Raw genomic sequence first — 17228 nt, 5'->3', positions numbered from 1 at the left:
ATAATTCATATTACCTTTAAAGCTTTGCGAGAAAATGGGAGAAAATTATAAGTCCTTCAGGCCAGGGACCATGACCAGATTCCACATTAATATGTCCGGATTGTCCAGCATCAACAAAAAGCGCATTCCAGTCTTTTGCAAGACTTTCTGCTACTGAAAATTGGCAAAATTTGTCATTGCGACTTGCTATAACCACTGAAGGGAAGGGGAGTTTTTTGCGATGATATGGACCAAATGTCATTAAATGTTTGGGGCGTATTTTTTCATTTTCTACATCTGGTGGAGCAACAAAGAAAGCACCACAAACTTTTTCTGCATTTTGCGCAATTGCGTGAATAACCGTTGGCACTCCCAATGAGTGAGCAATAATAGCAACAGGTTTATTAGCTTGTGCGATGGCATTTTTTACTTCATTAATCCATTCTTCACATACAGGTTTTGACCAATGAGTTTGTTGAACACGGCGGGCAGTAGATAATTTTTGTTCCCAACGTGTTTGCCAATGATCCGGACCAGATCCTTTATAGCCGGGGACAATAAGAATATCGAGTTGATTTGCTTTCATGAATGTCTTTCTTTATGAAAACGTATTTTGAACTAGCAAAAACAAAAGATCTTTTATTTTTTTACAGTTGTTACTATTATCCAAACACACGTCTAAAAATTGTATCAACATGCTTAGTATGGTAAGCAAGGTCAAATTTTTCGCGAAGATCTGCTTCATTTAAAGCTTTTGTGACATCTTCATCTTTTAACAATTCTTCTAAAAAATCTTTTCCTTGTTCCCAAACTTTCATCGCATTTCGTTGAACAATGTGATAAGCATTTTCACGACTTATACCAGCTTGTGTGAGCGCTAGAAGCACACGTTGTGAATGAATAAGACCACGGAATTTATTGAGATTTTTTTGCATATTTTCTGGATAAACAATTAAATTTTCAATCACAGATGTTAATCGAGAAAGAGCAAAATCAAGCGTAATGGTAGCATCAGGGCCAATATAACGTTCAACAGATGAATGTGAAATATCACGTTCATGCCAAAGCGCAACATTTTCCATAGCAGGTACCGCAAATGCGCGCACCATACGTGCCAATCCAGTTAAATTTTCTGTTAAAACCGGATTGCGTTTATGAGGCATAGCAGATGAACCTTTTTGCCCAGGTGAGAAATATTCCTCCACTTCAAGAACTTCCGTTCTATGCAGATGGCGTATTTCTATGGCTAATCTTTCAATAGATGAAGCAATAACTCCAAGTGTTGCAAAGAACATAGCATGACGGTCACGTGGTATTATTTGGGTGGAAACAGGTTCGACACGCATACCTAATGCTTGTGCTACATGTTCTTCAACGCGTGGGTCAATATTAGCAAAAGTGCCAACAGCTCCTGAAATAGCACAAGTGGCAATTTCTTTCCGTGCAGCAAGCAGGCGTTTGCGACAACGGAGAAATTCAGCATATGCAAGGGCAAGTTTAGCTCCAAATGTTGTGGGCTCGGCGTGAATGCCATGACTACGTCCAATAGTAATCGTCTCTTTATGTTCAAAGGCACGTTTTTTTAATACTTCAAGAAGTTGATTTATATCTCTCAACAAAATATCGCTAGCGCGCATTAATTGAACATTGAATGCTGTATCCAACACATCTGATGATGTCATGCCTTGATGAATAAAACGAGATTCTGGCCCAATAAATTCAGCTAAGTGGGTTAAAAATGCTATAACATCATGCTTTGTAGTCGCTTCAATTTCATTAATACGATTAATATCAAATTCAGCAGCAGCACCTTTTTCCCAAATGATTTTAGCTGATTTTTCTGGAATAACACCAAGCTGAGCTAATGCATCACAAGCGTGTGCTTCAATTTCAAACCAAATACGATATTTAGTTTCTGGTGACCAAATTGCTACCATTTCAGGGCGAGAATAACGCTCGATCATAATTTTTCCTTATTGTGAGAGTTTTGCTGCTTGGCGCAGTGCGTGAATACGTGTTTTATAAAGATTTTTGTTACCATTTTTATAAATTGCAGATCCTGCAACAAATACATTTGCACCAGCTTTTGCAGCTATTCCAATTGTATCAACTGTAATGCCACCATCAACTTCAAGATCAATAGGTCGATTGGCAATCATACTTTTTACTCGTTCGATTTTATTTTTCATTTCTGGGATGAAGCTTTGTCCACCAAAACCTGGATTGACAGTCATAATAAGAATGAGATCTAATTGATCAAGCAAATACTCCAACACGTATTCTGGCGTGCTTGGGTTAATTGAAACTCCAGCTTTTTTTCCCATCGCTTTGATTGTCTGCAGTGAACGATGAATATGAGGACCTGCTTCTGCATGAATGGTTATAATATCTGAGCCAGCTTGCGCAAAGGCTTCAAGATAAGGATCTACAGGTGCTATCATGAGGTGAACATCAAATATTGCTTTGGTTAGTGGGCGTAGTGCTTTGACGATATCAGGGCCAAAGGTGATATTAGGAACAAAGTGGCCATCCATAATATCAAGGTGAAGCCAGTCTGCACCAGCGTCAACAACATCTGATATTTCCTGACCGAGCTTAGAAAAATCAGCAGCCAAAAGTGAGGGTGAAATGAAATGGGAACGGGGCATTAAGATCTCCTGAGTGAGCCCTTTTTAGCGTATAATATTGTGTGATAAAATATACATTTTTGTTGCTCATATATGATATAAAAGAATAAGAATGTGTAATAAATCAATTTATTGAAATATCCATTAAAATTTTGAGAGCTATCTAAGTAAAAAATATGCAAAATCATACAAAAAATTTAATGCCTAAATTTCAACAAGTTGCTACGGTTTCTTCACAAGAATATCGGGATACTATGAGTTGTCTGGCAGGGGCAGTACATATTGTAACGACAAATGGTGCTAAAGGAAAGCGTGGAGTGACAGTTTCGGCTTGTTGTTCTTTATCAGATGATCCTCCAATGCTTCTTGTTTGCTTAATGCGGCATAATCCTGAAAATAAGCTGTTTATGGAAAATGGAAATTTTTGTGTCAATAGCTTAGCAGGAAAACATCGTTCTTTGTCAGAAGTTTTTTCTGGGCGATGTGGTTTTACACAAACTGAACGCTTTAATACAGCTCAATGGAATGTTTTACAGACTGGTGCACCTAGCTTATCAGGTGCCTTGGCTTCATTTGATTGCCGTTTGATTTGTTGGCACCAACATGCGACTCATTATATTTTGATTGGTGAAGTTGTTGCGATAAACCGTAATCAAGAAAAAGACGCTTTAATGTATTTTAATCGGGACTATCATGTTTTGTCTTTATAATTTCTGCTTTTTTGTTGGGTAAGTTTTGGTTATTCATTTCCTTCATGCTTAAATTTTTAATAATTAGCATTAGGTTATTATCATTTGTAAAGTAAAATAATTATATTTATCAATTTTCTATTTAAAAATATTGATGTAAAACTTAAAAAGTCTTATTTTTGTTAATCATGATAACGATATGATTTTGGCTAATTTAAAATAGAAATACTACTATTACTAACTTTTAAGCTATGATTTGTATATATTTGTGTGACTTGATTTTTCTTTAAAAATGTTTTGTTTTTATGAGTTGAAAAAATATTAATATAACAATTATCATTTAATCAGATATAATAGGTTTTTAAGGGTATTTTTTCAAAAAAAGATAACACAAAACACTTTTATATTCCAGGTGCGCTTTTGTAGGGTCTTATCAGGTACTGGGGACTGAATGAAGCATTTTATTTCATAATTTTTATCAAAACTAGTAAATAAAAATATGAATTATATATAGAATAGATATTAATTTCATATTGCTATCATTTTATGTCAAGTCATATCAGGTAATATAGAGTGTTCAATATCTTCTACACTAACTCCTTGTTATAGAAGTTTTATATAAAAACAATTAATGCTTTTATGGGGTTCAAGTTTCTGTATTGGTGTTTAATTTTTGTATGAATAAATAAAGTGTATCAAATTTTGTAAGGTCATTTAACCTTAATCTTGCTAAAAGAAAGGCGGGTTAATATACCCATTACTTGCAATTCACGTGCTTATGCGCGTTGTTTGTGAAAATTGTTTTATTTGCTTTTGAAAAGGAAATGAGACTTAACTGCTAGAGCAGAGATTACAAAATTTTGTGCTCAAGCTTTTAATGATTTAAAAATGGTTGAAGTTTCATTTTTGAAAATAATAAACAACCAAAAAACTATCCTTTTATTTCTGCAGAATTTTTTTACATTCAATTAATAAAATTATTTTCTAGAATTAATACGGCAGATTCTATAGTTTATGCTGAGATAAAAGAATTTACAAAGCTTCTTTAAATAAAAATATTATGAAATTTCAAAATGTTACTCAAAAAAAGAGCTAAAAATTTGAATAATGAATTCAAAATATTCTTATTTTTATAGAAATATGTTTTACACTTGTGTTGATTTGGGGTTTACAATATATAGACCACACATACCATATGTGGAGGTTTTATGGCATGGATAAAGTTGTTAGCGGTCAGTATCGTCCTAGTGAAGATGAGCCTTTTATGAATGAGCGGCAAAAGGCATATTTTCGTGCTAAATTAATTTCTTGGAAATGCGATATATTAAAGGAAACCCGTGAAACTTTAGAGAGTTTGCAAAAAGAAAATGCTAATCAATCCGATTTGACTGACCGGGCATCTTATGAAACTGATCGTGCAATCGAATTGCGTGCTCGTGCTCGCCAGAGAAAGCTCATTGCAAAAATAGATGCAGCTTTGGAGCGTATTGATAATGGTACTTACGGGTTTTGTGAGGAAACTGGAGAACCTATTAGTATAAAACGTCTTGAGGCACGACCAATTGCAGTTTTATCATTAGAAGCACAAGAACGCCACGAACGACGAGAAAAGGTCTATCGTGATGATTAAAATCGATTTACGATCAAAAAACAAAATATTTGATATCAGAATAAAGTACTTTATTTGGGAGTAGGAATAAAGAAAGATGGTTCTTGCCGTTCTTCAATTTCAGCTGTAAGTGCCGAATCTTTTAACTGTTTATTTTCACAGGAGGGGGAGGAGATATTATCTTGTGTAGGTTTTATTGTACTGCTGGATAAAGAGGTTTGTTCAGTAAAGTCAGTATTGAAATTAGTTTCTGCCATTTTTGATGTTGGCTGTATATCTTTTTGTGCTCTGTTATAATTTTCGTATGAGGTTTGTGTTTTGACAATATTAGATTCTATAATAGTATCTGTCGTTCCACCGATGAGAATTAAATGCTCTACATCATCGCGACGTATTAGAACAAGGCGGCGTGTACGATCAATAGCGATTGTGTCAGATATAATTAATCGTAATGGATGCTGTTTTCTGTTAAAATTAAATCCTCTTTTATTCAAATAGCGCAAAAGCGTTATAACCACAACAATTGCTGCAATTATTATTATAAGAAACACGAGACTTGTAATTATATTTGCTGCAGATGTTCCTATATAGTTTGATAACCAAATATTCATACTATTTTTTCCTCATTTCATAATGAAATCATTATTTTTTATTATGTAAGTTTATAAATCATTTTAAGAAGTTCAATAAAATGTGAAGTGTTGAGTGATTTCCATTGAGCAAATATACTTATATTATGTATAATAGAGAGGTTAAGCATATCCTTCATAATAGTGATTATTGAAGATATTTTAAGCTTCATAAAGCGTCTACAATCGAGACAGATAGAGATGAACAAAGGTTTTAATGGCATGGACAAATTATTACCTCCTTTCATGCGGTGGGGAGCTATGGTTTGCGGGCTTTTTTTTGTTATAATTTTTTTGCTTGTTGTGGGGTTTTTAGGCATTTTTTATCCGCAAAGCTATTTTCATCAAGCTTCTTTGATATCTTTTTTAGTTTTAGCGATTATAGGCATTTCTGCGCTTTTTCTGATAGGAATGGGTGTTTTGAGATATGATATCGGGCCATTGCATAAGAGCTTAGATTTTAGTGTCTTTGATGAAATAGATGATGCAATTATAATATCTGATTTATCAGGTTTTGTTTATTACTCTAATCAGAATTATCAGAAAATTTTTACTTATAAACCTGAGGCTTCTTGTTATGCAGTTATTGCTGATCTTCCAGGTGCTAGCGCACTTTTATATCGTTTGAAAGTTGCGGCATTTAACAATCTTTCAGCTCAAGAAACATTAAAGATAGATCGGTCAATTTTTGTTCATTCTATTCAGAAAAACATTGTATGGTATAATATTTCTGTTCAACCAATACTACAATGGAGAAAAAAGTTTTTATTTTGGCGTATCGCTGATATTTCACATTTGGAAGAAAGCCGTGAAACTTTTTGTTTGAATCTTCAAGAAGCTATCAATCATTTAGATCAAGCTCCTGTTGGATTTTTATCTGTTAATGCACAAGGAGTTATTATCTATGCAAATGCAGTTTTTGCCGAATGGTTTTCGATCGATTTGGCAAATTTTACTGTTGGTCAATATAGTTTTGATCAGTTTTTTAATGCTTCTGAAGTTAATAGTGTATGGAGTGATATTTGTTTACAAAGTCACGAACATTACAATTTAAATTGTACTACACCTTATACGTTTTCTTTGTTTTTAACTTCACAAACTGGTGATAAGAAAATATTGAATTGTTTTATGTGTATCTCTTCTCTCCTAGAAGATGATGCTGTCTATCGCATTGTTATGACTCCGCAGTCAATACAAAAGAAGGAAAGTGATTATCAATTAAAATTGCTTGATACATTGATAGAGTATTTTGATGTAAGTCCTTTTGCAATAGCTATAGTTGACCAGAAAGGGCAGTTTATTCATATCAATAATTCTTTTTTATTATTGATGGAGTGTTCTGGCAAAACTATCAATTTTTATGATATTATGTCGCACCAAGGTCGTGCTCAGCTAGAGCATGCATTTGAGAAGATTGCAAAGAATAAAAATGATCCAATTTCAATAGACATAGTATTAGAAAATAATAAAGAGCGCCATTTTCATCTTCATCTTATGCCTATGATGCAATATCATAATGATGCATTAGAAGATTTGGTGATTGTGTCTGTCATAGAAACGACAGAACAAAAAACACTTGAAGATAAAATGGTACAAAATCAAAAGATGCAAGCCGTTGGGCAATTAGCTGGTGGTATTGCTCATGATTTTAATAATGTTTTAACAGCAATTTTAATGTCGTGCGATCTTCTTTTAAACACGCACCGCAGTTCTGATCCAGCGCATGCTGATCTTATCAATATTAAAAATAATGCTAATCGTGCTGCTGCACTTGTGCAGCAATTATTAGCTTTTTCTAGAAAGCAAACACTTAAACCTGAGAAAGTTGATTTTACAGAACTTTTATCTGATATTCGCAATCTTATTTTGTCTCTTTTAGGAAATAATATTCAGTTGAAAATTATTCATGGGAGAGATCTGTGGAGCGTTAAAGTTGATCAAGCTTCTTTTCAGCGTGTTATTATGAATTTGGTGATTAATGCGCGTGATGCTATGCCGGATGGAGGTCTGATAACAATTAAAACAAACAATATTACAAAACAGCAAAGCACTGAATTTAATTATATTGGCTTTGTGAGTGGTGAATATGTACAATTAACCATTTCAGATACAGGAGAAGGTATATCTGCTTTTGTACAAGAAAAAATGTTTGAACCGTTTTTTACAACAAAAGAAGTTGGTAAAGGAACAGGGCTTGGGTTATCAATGGTTTATGGCATTGTCAAGCAAACAGGTGGTTATATTTACTGTGATAGCCAGGAAGGAAAAGGAACGACATTTCATATTTTTTTACCTCGTTATATTTCTGATGCCAGCAATGGCAATGAGGTTTCTCCGCAAATTGAAAAAGTAGAAGAGCAGGAAAAAAATACAGACTTAACAGGTTTTGCGACTGTTTTATTGGTTGAAGATGAAGACGCTGTTAGAATGGGCGGAGTAAAAGCTCTTCAAATTAGAGGATATACTGTTTTAGAAGCTGCGAGTGGGGTGGAAGCGCTTGCTGTACTTGAAGAAAATAAAGGTGCTGTTGATATTATTGTTTCCGATGTAGTTATGCCGGAGATGGATGGGCCAACTTTGCTCAAGGAAGTGCGTAAAAAATATCCTGATATCAAATTTATTTTTGTTTCAGGATATACAAAAGATGCTTTTACTAAGAATCTTTCAAAAGATGCTGTTTTCGGATTTTTATCTAAACCATTTACACTCAAACAGCTCGCTTTAGCTGTTAAAGAAATGTTAGCGCAGTAAAATTAGCAAAAATAGTTAATGAAGATAATAAGTTTATATCAAAATTTGTACTCATTAATCTAGAAAATAAATAAGTAAATTTAGGAGAAGTATTTTATATAATAGATTGTTTTAAAATGATAAAAGCTGCTGTTGATAATCTATTGTTTTATCGTTATCATTACCTTTAATGAATGCTTTTAAAGCTTGCGGGTAGAGTTTATGCTCAACTTGAAGGACTCTTTGCGCTAACATTTCAGGAGTGTCATTAGGGCACACTGGAACAGCGGCTTGAGCAAGAATCTTTCCTTCATCCATTGCTTCTGTAACAAGGTGAACTGTACAACCAGTAATTTTAACACCTGCTTGCAGAACTCTTTCATGGGTATTTAAACCTTTAAACGAAGGTAAAAGGGAAGGGTGAATGTTAAGGATCCGTCCTTCATAGGGTTTTATGAAATGCGGTGAAATAAGCCTCATATAGCCAGCTAGGCAGATAACATCTGGTTGATATTGAGCTAAAATAGTAAGAATAGATTCTTCATGGGCTTCTTTAGTTGGATAATTTTTACGATCTACAATATGAATAGGCAAGCCATTGGCACGTGCCTTTTCAATACCAGCAGCATGGGGTCTATCACAAATAACTGCAATGATTTCAGCAGGATAATTGGTTTGTTTGCTTGCTTTAGCAAGAGAGACCATATTTGAACCATTGCCGGAAATAAAAATAATTACTTTTTTTTTCATAAATGAAGCTCACCTTTATAAGTAATTCTTTTATTTTGGCATTTTGTTAAAATACCGAGCGAAGTAACTGTTTCCCCTTGCGATTTGAGTGTTTGTGTAACAGATTCAACTGAGTTTTGCGCTACAATAATAATCATACCAATACCACAATTGAATGTCCGTAACATTTCTGTTTTCTGTATTTCACCTTGTTTGGCAATCCATGAAAATACTGACGGAACATTAATAGCAGAAAGATTAATTTCAGCGCAAAGGGAAGGAGGGAGTATGCGTGGAATGTTTTCTGGGAAACCACCACCTGTTATATGGGCAAGAGCTTTAATCCCTTTATAATTGCGTATAATTGGCAATAGTGATTTGACATAAATGCGAGTTGGTGTAAGAAGTGCTTCCCCAAGGTTCATTTTAGGGTTAAAGGGGGCAGGGTCATTCCATTTTAAACCACTTTGTTTAACGATCTGCCTGACAAGAGAAAAACCATTAGAATGAACACCAGATGAACTAAGACCTAAAATAACATCACCTTCTGTAAGATTTTTTGAAGGCAACAATGAATTGCGTTCAACAGCTCCTACAGCAAAACCTGCTAAGTCATAATCTCCGTTTGCATACATTCCAGGCATTTCGGCAGTTTCTCCTCCAATAAGAGCAGCGTTTGCTTGCTGACATCCTATTGCAATGCCTGAAATGATTTCAGCACCTTGTGTAGCATCAAGCTTTCCAGTTGCAAAATAATCTAAGAAAAAAAGAGGTTCAGCACCTTGAACAATTAAATCATTAACGCACATGGCTACAAGATCAATACCAACAGTATTATGAATACCTATTTCAATAGCAATTTTTAATTTTGTACCTACACCATCATTAGCTGCCACAAGAATGGGATCTGTAAAGCCTGCTGCTTTTAAATCAAATAAGCCACCAAAACCGCCGATTTCTGCATCTGCACCTACTCGTTTTGTTGAGCGTATATAAGGTTTGATGTTTTCTATCATGGTGTTACCCATATCAATATCAACACCAGCTGCTGCATAAGTAAGATTATTGGATTTATTATTTGTTGGGTTTTTGTTGCTCATTGGAGCCTTCTTTATGAAAAATCAATTTAATGTTGTTTACGCAATGCCATGATAGCGCTATCTCTGCAAGAAATTTAATATTTAACATCCAGAAATAAATGATTGTTTACCTTGACCTTGAACCTAAGCGAAAGAAGTTGCATAATCTTTTGTAAAGGATTTTTTGAGGATATCGATGAATAAAATATCAGATAGTCATAATGACCCTAATTTACAGTCAATGAAAGAGAAAATCAAAAAAAGTAGCCTTCAAGATCGTTATACTTCTTATGTTCCAGCTTATGAACAAGTACCTTTACCAAACAGTATGAAAAAACAAGTTTTTTTCTGGCTTGGGACATTGGTTTTTTTTGTTATCTTTATGTTTGTTTTTGGATCAGTTTTACTTCCTTTTGTAGCAGGGATTGTATTGGCATATTTTCTTAATCCGATTGTACAATTGCTTGAAAAAGTTGGTATTCGTCGTGTTTTTGGTACAATTTTAATTACCTTATTTATTGTTATTATTTTTGTTGCTGCTTTAACAATTTTAATTCCTATTGTCAGTTGGCAAATACAACAATTTGTGAGTAGTGGTTTACCAATTTATGTTAGTCGTATTCAAAATTTTTTGACTGAATCTAATTTTGATTGGGTAGGGCGTTATTTTGGTAGTGATCCAAATGAATTACAAACCGATATTAAAATTCTTTTGGGGCAAAGCTCTGATTTTATTACATCTCTTTTAAATTCACTTTTAAGATCAGGAAAATCCATTGTTAATATTGTCAGTCTACTTGTAGTAGCACCTGTTGTAGCATTTTATATGTTACTGGATTGGCAGCGTATGGTTGAAGCCGTTGATTCTTGGATACCACGAAATCATCTTGAAACTGTCCGCAGTATTTTTTACGAAATGGATAGAGCCATTGCAGGTTTTGTTCGTGGGCAGGGAACGGTCTGTTTGATATTAGGGGGGTATTATGCTATTGGCCTAACTATTACGGGGCTTAATTTTGGTCTTTTAATTGGTATGTTTGTTGGCCTCATCAGTTTTATCCCTTATATTGGTACAATGAGTGGGTTTATTTTATCTGGTGGTGTTGCATGGGTTCAGTTTTATCCCGATAATTGGAGCCAGATTGTTATTGTTATGGCTGTTTTTTTTATTGGCCAATTTATTGAAGGTTATATTCTTCAACCAAAGCTTGTGGGCTCATCAGTAGGGCTTCATCCGGTATGGTTGATGTTTGCGCTTTTTGCTTTTGGTTCATTATTTGGTTTCACGGGCATGTTGGTTGCTGTTCCTGCTTCTGCTGCCATTGGTGTTTTGGTTCGTTTTGCTCTTCATACTTATCTTAATTCTCAAATGTATTCACAAAGTGGGAATTCGGGGTCAGTAGAATGAATGAACATAAGACACAACTACCTTTAGACTTTTCCTATGAGTCGGTTTTCCGACGAGATGATTTGGTGGTTACAGATAGTAATCGTATGGCTTTTCAGTTGGTTGATCATTGGCCAAATTGGGTATTACCTATTGCTGTTTTGGTTGGAAAAGAAGGATCTGGAAAAACACATTTTTCTAGTGTATGGGCACAAAAAGCTAATGCTTTAATTGTTCATCGTGATGAAATTGACCAAGTAATTACTGCAGCTTCTTCAGGTAGATCGCTTTTAATTGAAGATATTGATACGGGGAAAATCAATGAAACTGGACTTTTTCATTTGATTAATAGTATTAAGCAGGCAAATCTCAATGTGTGTCAAGGTCAAGCTACTTTATTGATGACTGCTCGTACACTACCATCTACATGGGATTTAAAGCTAAATGATCTAAGAAGTCGTCTTAATTCAGTTATGTTAGTTGAGATTGATCAGCCTGATGATGCATTGTTAACGGCTATCGCATTTAAACTTTTTTCAGATCGGCAGATTACTGTTCATTCAGATATTATCCGCTATCTTGTAAGTCGTTGTGAACGTTCTTTATTTGCATTAAGATGTGTTATTGATTCTGTTGACAAATTAGCATTACAAAGGAAAAGCAAAATAACACGTGCTGTCATTTGTGAAGTCATTAATACGCAAATGCAATAAATATTATTTTAAATATTGTCTTTAGTTGTTTAATAAAAATATATAGTTTTGCTATTGGTCTTAAAGTACATAAGACAGGAGAAAAATCGCCCAATTTTCTGATTTTATTAACTGATAATGTTTGTGTAAACAGTAATGCATCATTGGTTTAACGTTGAAAAGTCAAGAATCTAATTATTTCATATAAAAAGGGGTGAGAAGCTGATTTGTTTTCCTTTTGTAAGAAGTTTTTTGTAGTTTGAGTACTGCAACATTTATTTTAATTGTACATTGATCTGTTATCAATAAGCTGCAAACTTTATTGAGTAGAATTGTTTATAAATACGAAAGTAGGGGGATAGTTTTTATTATGTTCAAATGATTTGTATTTTAAATTACATTAGTCTCGGCATTCTATGGATAAAATAATAAGATTAGTTTAAAAAACTTATGTATGGAAATTTTAAATTTGTGCAGTTTAAGCTTTTTTAGAAATATCATTCTTTTCTGCTTGTAATATGTCGTTGGCGATAAGAAATGTTTTAAAAAAGTTATTATCCATAAAAAAAGAGAACAAAATTTTAAAAAAAATGTGTTTTACACTTGCACTTCTGTTGTGAAAATTTTAGGGAAGGGACATCAGATATAAATCGCGGAGCGTAGCGCAGTCTGGTAGCGCACCTGATTTGGGATCAGGGGGTCGTAGGTTCGAATCCTATCGCTCCGACCATATGTTTTATTTGATGTAAAAAATGGATTTATTAAGTAGCATGCAGTATTGTTATTTAAGCGTTGTGTCGTCTAAAGGGAAAGAATATGGTTGCACGTATTTATAGTCCGGCGAAAACATCAATGCAGTCGGGCAAGGCTAATATTGGTTTTTGGGTTCTACAGTATGAGCCGGAGCAAGCAAAAATGCTTGAACCTCTTATGGGATATACAGCGACATCAGATATGAATAGTCAGATAAAAATCCGGTTTAAAATGAAAGAAGAAGCCATTGCTTTTGCTCTCAAAAATTCTATTCCTTATCGTGTAGAAAATTCATGTAAGCCTTCTTTTCGGCGTGCTATCTCTTATTCTGATAATTTTCGTAGTGATCGGCAACAATCTTGGACGCACTAACAAAAAAATGTTTTTTAAAAGGTGATCATCAGTTGGTCCCGTAGCTCAGCTGGATAGAGCAACGGCCTTCTAAGCCGTGGGTCACAGGTTCGAATCCTGTCGGGATCACCAAATATCAATAAAATCAATGAGTTATATAGAAATTAGGGATTTTTGATTCCATTGATTCTATTAAGTTTTTTGCATACTATCCTGCACCTTTTTGAAGCTTTTTAATTGCTTCTATGGCGAGTCGCTTTCTATCAGCAGTTTTTTGTATAGAGTGATGCCACTCTGTCTTCAGTCCATCCAAAATTGCTTTAAGTTTTGAAATCCGTAGCACCTGCATTGGTAGCTCTTGTTGCGGCTAATTTTCTCAAATCCATGGGCCGATTTCTTAACGCCATCTTCATTGCAAGCTTTCCCTAAATAGGTTGCCAAAACTTTCTTTGGTAAATTTTTTACCCCATTTTCCACAAATAAATGTCTCATTTCCGACGAGGTTTCATTTCAAGTATTGTTGCTAGCTCGGGTAAAATAGGGGAGAAAAACATCTGTCTGAAATTTCATCAAATACTGTTTTAAAGAAACGATAGTTACGCTTGCAACCTAGAATATCTAAAATCGCATAATATATATTATGGAACTTTTTAGACTAATAGGCAACAACAGCACTATGAGTCTATAATGAATTCTGTTGATCAATGTTTCATAATGGCTTTTCAGAGGATTTTAATCGTTTTTATACTTATATTCGCGATATGGAGAATATTACTTTAAATGTAGTGCTTCATTAGTTAATTTCGCATTCTATATTTTTCAGACAGTAATTATATTTTCCGATCATTTTTTTGTGCGCCTAATGCAGGAAATAATTGCATGATGGCACCAATACAATAGATATAAATACCGGTGATTGAGATTCCTATTTTAATCCAATGTGGAGCGTTAAGTTGATAAAAAAATGCAGCAATACCAAATGAACACCACGCAAGAAAAACTGAAAGATTAAGCATGCGTAAGCGAATAACTCTTATTGGGTGTATAAAATAAATTGGTAAAAATGATAAAATTGCTGATAAGAAAATGATAACGAAGGCAATCCATTCTTCAGGCCGCACCACAAAAAGTGTGAAAATCATCATATTCCAAACAACAGGAAATCCTTTAAAGAAATTTTCTTTAGTTTTCATTCCAGTATCTGCATAATAAATAGCGGATGAAATAACGATAATAGCGCTTAATAAAAATGATAGCCCTGCCCCCATAAAACCGCTTTGATAAAGTGCAAAGGCTGGAATTAAAACATAAGTCACGTAATCAATAATGTTATCTAGCAGTTCACCAGACCATGTTGGAAGTATAGATTTTACATTAAGTTTACGTGCTATTGGCCCATCAATACCATCAACGAGAAGTGCAAGTCCAAGCCAATAAAACATAGCAATCCATTCTTTTTTAGATGCAGCTATTAAGGAAAGGAATGCTAAAAACGAACCTGAAGCTGTTAGCAAATGAACAGAAAAAGCCCTTGCTTGCGGCATTGTTACTGTTTTGGAGCGCAATCGATCAGTGTTGGTTTTGATTTTTCTTGTTAATTTACGTCTCAATGTTTTTCTATCCTCACTTTTTAAGCGTTGTTCGTGTTATCCGTGTATCATTTTTCTCTTTATATTGTATGACTAATCTGTAAAAAGAGTACAGAATTACCACTTTTTTGTATCGCAAAATTTATTACATTATGTAATAAGAAAAAAATTCTTTATTTAAAATCATTAAAGTAATTAGTAAATTAAAAAGATTTAAGCTGTTGTGATATTTGAAAAAAATGAACATAGAGATGTAGCTATTATTGGTGCAGGTCCTGTTGGTATGTTAGCAGCACTTAGTCTTGCGCATAAAGGTTACACTGTTTTTCTCATTGGTCCCCCTACTCGTGCAGATGAATTACGGACAACTGCTCTTATGATGCCGGCAATTTATGCGCTTCAAAGATTAAATATTTGGGAAACTGTCAAATCTCATGCTGCAGCTTTATCTTTAATGAGAATCGTTGATGCAACGTCTAGGGTTGTACGTGCTCCTACTGTAAATTTTTGTTCTTCTGAAATTGGTGAAAAGGCTTTTGGTTATAATATTCCCAATTTAAGATTGAACAATGCTTTAATGAATGCCATTGAGCATACATCAGGCATTAAAAAATTTTGTTCTTTAGCAAAATCTTTTCATCATGAACAAGATCATGTAAATATTACCCTTTCGGATGGCAAAATTATTCAAGCATCGTTTGTTGTTGCAGCTGATGGTTGTCATTCTCCAACGCGAACAGCTGCTGGAATTGGAGTTAAACAATGGAATTATCCGCAGACAGCACTTATTTTAAATTTTGCACATAAGTTACCTCATCAAAATATATCAACTGAATTTCACACAGAGGATGGTCCTTTTACACAGGTTCCGTTACCGGAAAATACATCTAGTCTTGTATGGGTTACTAGTCCCTCACGCGCCAAAGAGCTATTGAATATGCAACCAAAGACAATAGCAAAAGTGATCGAAGGTCAGATGCAATCAATGCTTGGTGAGATAACAGTAAAAACGGCAATTCAAACGTGCCCTCTTTGGGGCCTTATCCCTCATTGTTTTGCTGCAAACAGAACAGTTTTAGTAGGTGAAGCAGCTCATGTTTTTCCCCCTATTGGGGCACAGGGATTTAATTTAGGGTTTCGTGATGTTCAAACTTTGATTGATATTTTACCTAACCAGATATCCAATTCTAATTTTAAAACAATTATTGCACAATATAACCGGCGCCGTAAACCTGATGTATTTATTCGCAGCGGATTTGTTCATACACTTAATCATACTTTACTTTCCAATATGTTTCCTGTTCATATTGTACGAAACGTTGGGCTCGAATTATTACGTAATTTCTCACCATTACGTAATTTATTGATGCGAGAAGGAATGCATCCTGGTGATGGATTAAAAGCAATAATATAAATTTTACCATTAATTCTCAAATATCTAACTACGCTGGTATGATAAGAAGAAATGAACGGTGCTGATATAGCTCATAGTAAATATATTTTAGTAGATGGTGCACGTTTTTTACAAGTTGGTGCATTAGTTTATCGCATAAAAAATGGAAATCTTGAATTTCTCCTTATTACCAGCCGAGGATCTGGTCGGTGGATTATACCAAAAGGATGGCCAATTCCAAAGAAGTCTTTTTCACAGGCTGTATTGCAAGAAGCTTTTGAGGAAGCTGGAGTGCGAGGTGCCGTGGGGACATTTCCTGTAGGCACATATGAATATGAAAAATTAGATTTACCAATAGAAAAAAACAGTAAATTCTGTGTCTATGTTTTTTCTGTACTGTATTCGTATCAAGAAAAAAAATGGCCAGAACAAAGTCAACGTATGTATGAGTGGGTTACAGTCTCGGAAGCAGTGAAACGTGTTAATGAACCACAATTAAAAGAAATTTTACTGCACTATAAACCATGTTAAATGATAGTGTGTGATATCTTGTCTTTATACTATTTTTTATCAGTCGTTTGCCAATATAAACGCTGTAAAATTGTAAATTTGAAAAAATAGTCCAAAATACGAATTATTTAAAGTTGGTTCTCGTATAGTTGTGCAATCAAAGCAATAAAGCAAGAAGAGTAGTTTGGATAGTAAAGTTTTAAACTTAAAAAAAACCTATACTCCTTTATTAAGCATAAATATCAAAAATAAAATGGATTGGAACTTGTCAGTAATACAAGGGTTTAATTATGCACACAAAATAAAAAAGCATCGTTTAAATAAATAGTGACAAGATGATATTAGCTAGAAATTTTAGATTAATTATTTTTTTTTGCAATAATGACTTGTATTTCATCTATAGTTATAGATTCACCATATAAAATTTTCTATGATCTTTATTATAAAAGGTCAGAATATGTTTTTATTCAAAAGGTCATTAA

Annotated in this window: 15 protein-coding genes, 2 tRNA genes and 1 pseudogene; 10 read left to right on the top strand and 8 right to left on the bottom strand. The window is 34.1% G+C overall.

What is annotated here, in order from left to right:
- Window positions 1–16 precede the first annotated feature (16 nt).
- From BWD121_RS03550 to rpe, 3 genes are all read right to left on the bottom strand, one after another.
- Window positions 17–565, bottom strand: a complete 549-nt coding sequence (locus BWD121_RS03550) for an alpha/beta hydrolase (protein ID WP_078663410.1) — start codon at window positions 563–565, stop codon at window positions 17–19.
- Window positions 566–641: 76 nt separating this feature from the next.
- Window positions 642–1943 carry an adenylosuccinate lyase gene (purB, locus tag BWD121_RS03545; RefSeq protein ID WP_078663409.1) on the bottom strand — a complete coding sequence of 434 codons (1302 nt, stop codon included), beginning with the start codon at window positions 1941–1943 and terminating at the stop codon, window positions 642–644.
- Window positions 1944–1952: 9 nt separating this feature from the next.
- The gene (gene rpe, locus BWD121_RS03540; RefSeq protein WP_078663408.1) at window positions 1953–2627 is read right to left on the bottom strand and encodes a ribulose-phosphate 3-epimerase; all 675 of its coding nucleotides are present in this window, start codon (window positions 2625–2627) and stop codon (window positions 1953–1955) included.
- Window positions 2628–2782: 155 nt separating this feature from the next.
- Here rpe and BWD121_RS03535 point away from each other — a divergent pair, with 155 nt between their 5' ends.
- Together BWD121_RS03535 and dksA are read left to right on the top strand one after the other, a co-directional pair.
- Window positions 2783–3316: a flavin reductase family protein gene (locus BWD121_RS03535; RefSeq protein ID WP_078663407.1), complete on the top strand. Its 534-nt coding sequence runs from the start codon at window positions 2783–2785 to the stop codon at window positions 3314–3316.
- 1192 nt (window positions 3317–4508) lie between these two features.
- Entirely contained in the window at window positions 4509–4925 is a 417-nt protein-coding gene (gene dksA, locus BWD121_RS03530) for an RNA polymerase-binding protein DksA (RefSeq protein WP_078663406.1), read from the top strand.
- 50 nt (window positions 4926–4975) lie between these two features.
- Here the strand turns inward: dksA and BWD121_RS03525 are convergent, their stop codons facing one another.
- A complete protein-coding gene (locus BWD121_RS03525) occupies window positions 4976–5515 on the bottom strand; it encodes a flagellar biosynthetic protein FliO (RefSeq protein ID WP_078663405.1) in 540 nt (179 codons plus the stop codon).
- A 219-nt stretch (window positions 5516–5734) separates the two neighbouring features.
- On the opposite strand from BWD121_RS03525, the gene BWD121_RS03520 reads away from it, so the two are divergent.
- On the top strand, window positions 5735–8284 hold the full coding sequence (locus BWD121_RS03520) for a response regulator (RefSeq protein WP_078663404.1): 2550 nt from the start codon (window positions 5735–5737) through the stop codon (window positions 8282–8284).
- A 111-nt stretch (window positions 8285–8395) separates the two neighbouring features.
- Here BWD121_RS03520 and purN read toward each other — a convergent pair whose 3' ends face one another.
- Window positions 8396–9013 (bottom strand): phosphoribosylglycinamide formyltransferase, encoded by a 618-nt coding sequence (purN, locus tag BWD121_RS03515; RefSeq protein ID WP_078663403.1) that lies wholly within the window; start codon window positions 9011–9013, stop codon window positions 8396–8398.
- Window positions 9010–10092, bottom strand: coding sequence for a phosphoribosylformylglycinamidine cyclo-ligase (gene purM, locus BWD121_RS03510; RefSeq protein WP_078663402.1), 1083 nt, complete (start codon window positions 10090–10092; stop codon window positions 9010–9012). Before purM ends, purN begins: the two co-directional genes overlap by 4 nt.
- 175 nt (window positions 10093–10267) lie before the next feature.
- Here purM and BWD121_RS03505 point away from each other — a divergent pair, with 175 nt between their 5' ends.
- The 5 genes from BWD121_RS03505 (at window position 10268) to BWD121_RS03485 (ending at window position 13386) form a co-directional block, all read left to right on the top strand.
- Window positions 10268–11479 (top strand): AI-2E family transporter, encoded by a 1212-nt coding sequence (locus BWD121_RS03505; protein ID WP_078663401.1) that lies wholly within the window; start codon window positions 10268–10270, stop codon window positions 11477–11479.
- Complete coding sequence (hdaA, locus tag BWD121_RS03500) at window positions 11476–12171, top strand: DnaA regulatory inactivator HdaA (protein WP_078663400.1); 696 nt, start codon at window positions 11476–11478, stop codon at window positions 12169–12171. Before BWD121_RS03505 ends, hdaA begins: the two co-directional genes overlap by 4 nt.
- Window positions 12172–12803: 632 nt before the next feature.
- Window positions 12804–12880, top strand: a tRNA-Pro gene (locus BWD121_RS03495).
- Between the two features lie 86 nt (window positions 12881–12966).
- Window positions 12967–13275 (top strand): ETC complex I subunit, encoded by a 309-nt coding sequence (locus BWD121_RS03490; protein ID WP_078663399.1) that lies wholly within the window; start codon window positions 12967–12969, stop codon window positions 13273–13275.
- 34 nt (window positions 13276–13309) lie between these two features.
- Window positions 13310–13386 (top strand) — tRNA-Arg (locus tag BWD121_RS03485).
- 76 nt (window positions 13387–13462) lie between these two features.
- On the opposite strand, the pseudogene BWD121_RS03480 reads toward BWD121_RS03485, so the two are convergent.
- Both BWD121_RS03480 and pcsA read right to left on the bottom strand, forming a co-directional pair.
- A pseudogene (locus BWD121_RS03480) lies at window positions 13463–13821 on the bottom strand (integrase); the annotation flags it as partial.
- A 263-nt stretch (window positions 13822–14084) separates the two neighbouring features.
- The gene (gene pcsA, locus BWD121_RS03475) at window positions 14085–14864 is read right to left on the bottom strand and encodes a phosphatidylcholine synthase (RefSeq protein WP_078663398.1); all 780 of its coding nucleotides are present in this window, start codon (window positions 14862–14864) and stop codon (window positions 14085–14087) included.
- Window positions 14865–15066: 202 nt separating this feature from the next.
- Here pcsA and BWD121_RS03470 point away from each other — a divergent pair, with 202 nt between their 5' ends.
- Window positions 15067–16257 (top strand): UbiH/UbiF family hydroxylase, encoded by a 1191-nt coding sequence (locus BWD121_RS03470; protein WP_078663397.1) that lies wholly within the window; start codon window positions 15067–15069, stop codon window positions 16255–16257.
- 51 nt (window positions 16258–16308) lie between these two features.
- Window positions 16309–16767 (top strand): NUDIX hydrolase, encoded by a 459-nt coding sequence (locus BWD121_RS03465; RefSeq protein WP_078663396.1) that lies wholly within the window; start codon window positions 16309–16311, stop codon window positions 16765–16767.
- Window positions 16768–17228 lie beyond the last annotated feature (461 nt).

The sequence above is a fragment of the Bartonella sp. WD12.1 genome (assembly GCF_002022415.1).
GTDB lineage: Bacteria > Pseudomonadota > Alphaproteobacteria > Rhizobiales > Rhizobiaceae > Bartonella.
Note: the sequence above shows the minus strand (reverse complement) of the source record. Positions and strands in the feature narration are given on the sequence as shown.

Bases quoted from the DNA above. Each gene is read 5' to 3' on its own strand.
- purN (WP_078663403.1), bottom strand. From the start codon at position 9,013: ATGAAAAAAAAAGTAATTATTTTTATTTCCGGCAATGGTTCAAATATG.
- BWD121_RS03505 (WP_078663401.1), top strand. From the start codon at position 10,268: ATGAATAAAATATCAGATAGTCATAATGACCCTAATTTACAGTCAATG.
- BWD121_RS03465 (WP_078663396.1), top strand. From the start codon at position 16,309: ATGAACGGTGCTGATATAGCTCATAGTAAATATATTTTAGTAGATGGT.
- purB (WP_078663409.1), bottom strand. From the start codon at position 1,943: ATGATCGAGCGTTATTCTCGCCCTGAAATGGTAGCAATTTGGTCACCA.
- BWD121_RS03525 (WP_078663405.1), bottom strand. From the start codon at position 5,515: ATGAATATTTGGTTATCAAACTATATAGGAACATCTGCAGCAAATATA.
- BWD121_RS03550 (WP_078663410.1), bottom strand. From the start codon at position 565: ATGAAAGCAAATCAACTCGATATTCTTATTGTCCCCGGCTATAAAGGA.
- dksA (WP_078663406.1), top strand. From the start codon at position 4,509: ATGGATAAAGTTGTTAGCGGTCAGTATCGTCCTAGTGAAGATGAGCCT.
- purM (WP_078663402.1), bottom strand. From the start codon at position 10,092: ATGAGCAACAAAAACCCAACAAATAATAAATCCAATAATCTTACTTAT.
- BWD121_RS03535 (WP_078663407.1), top strand. From the start codon at position 2,783: ATGCAAAATCATACAAAAAATTTAATGCCTAAATTTCAACAAGTTGCT.
- hdaA (WP_078663400.1), top strand. From the start codon at position 11,476: ATGAATGAACATAAGACACAACTACCTTTAGACTTTTCCTATGAGTCG.
- BWD121_RS03490 (WP_078663399.1), top strand. From the start codon at position 12,967: ATGGTTGCACGTATTTATAGTCCGGCGAAAACATCAATGCAGTCGGGC.
- rpe (WP_078663408.1), bottom strand. From the start codon at position 2,627: ATGCCCCGTTCCCATTTCATTTCACCCTCACTTTTGGCTGCTGATTTT.
- BWD121_RS03520 (WP_078663404.1), top strand. From the start codon at position 5,735: ATGAACAAAGGTTTTAATGGCATGGACAAATTATTACCTCCTTTCATG.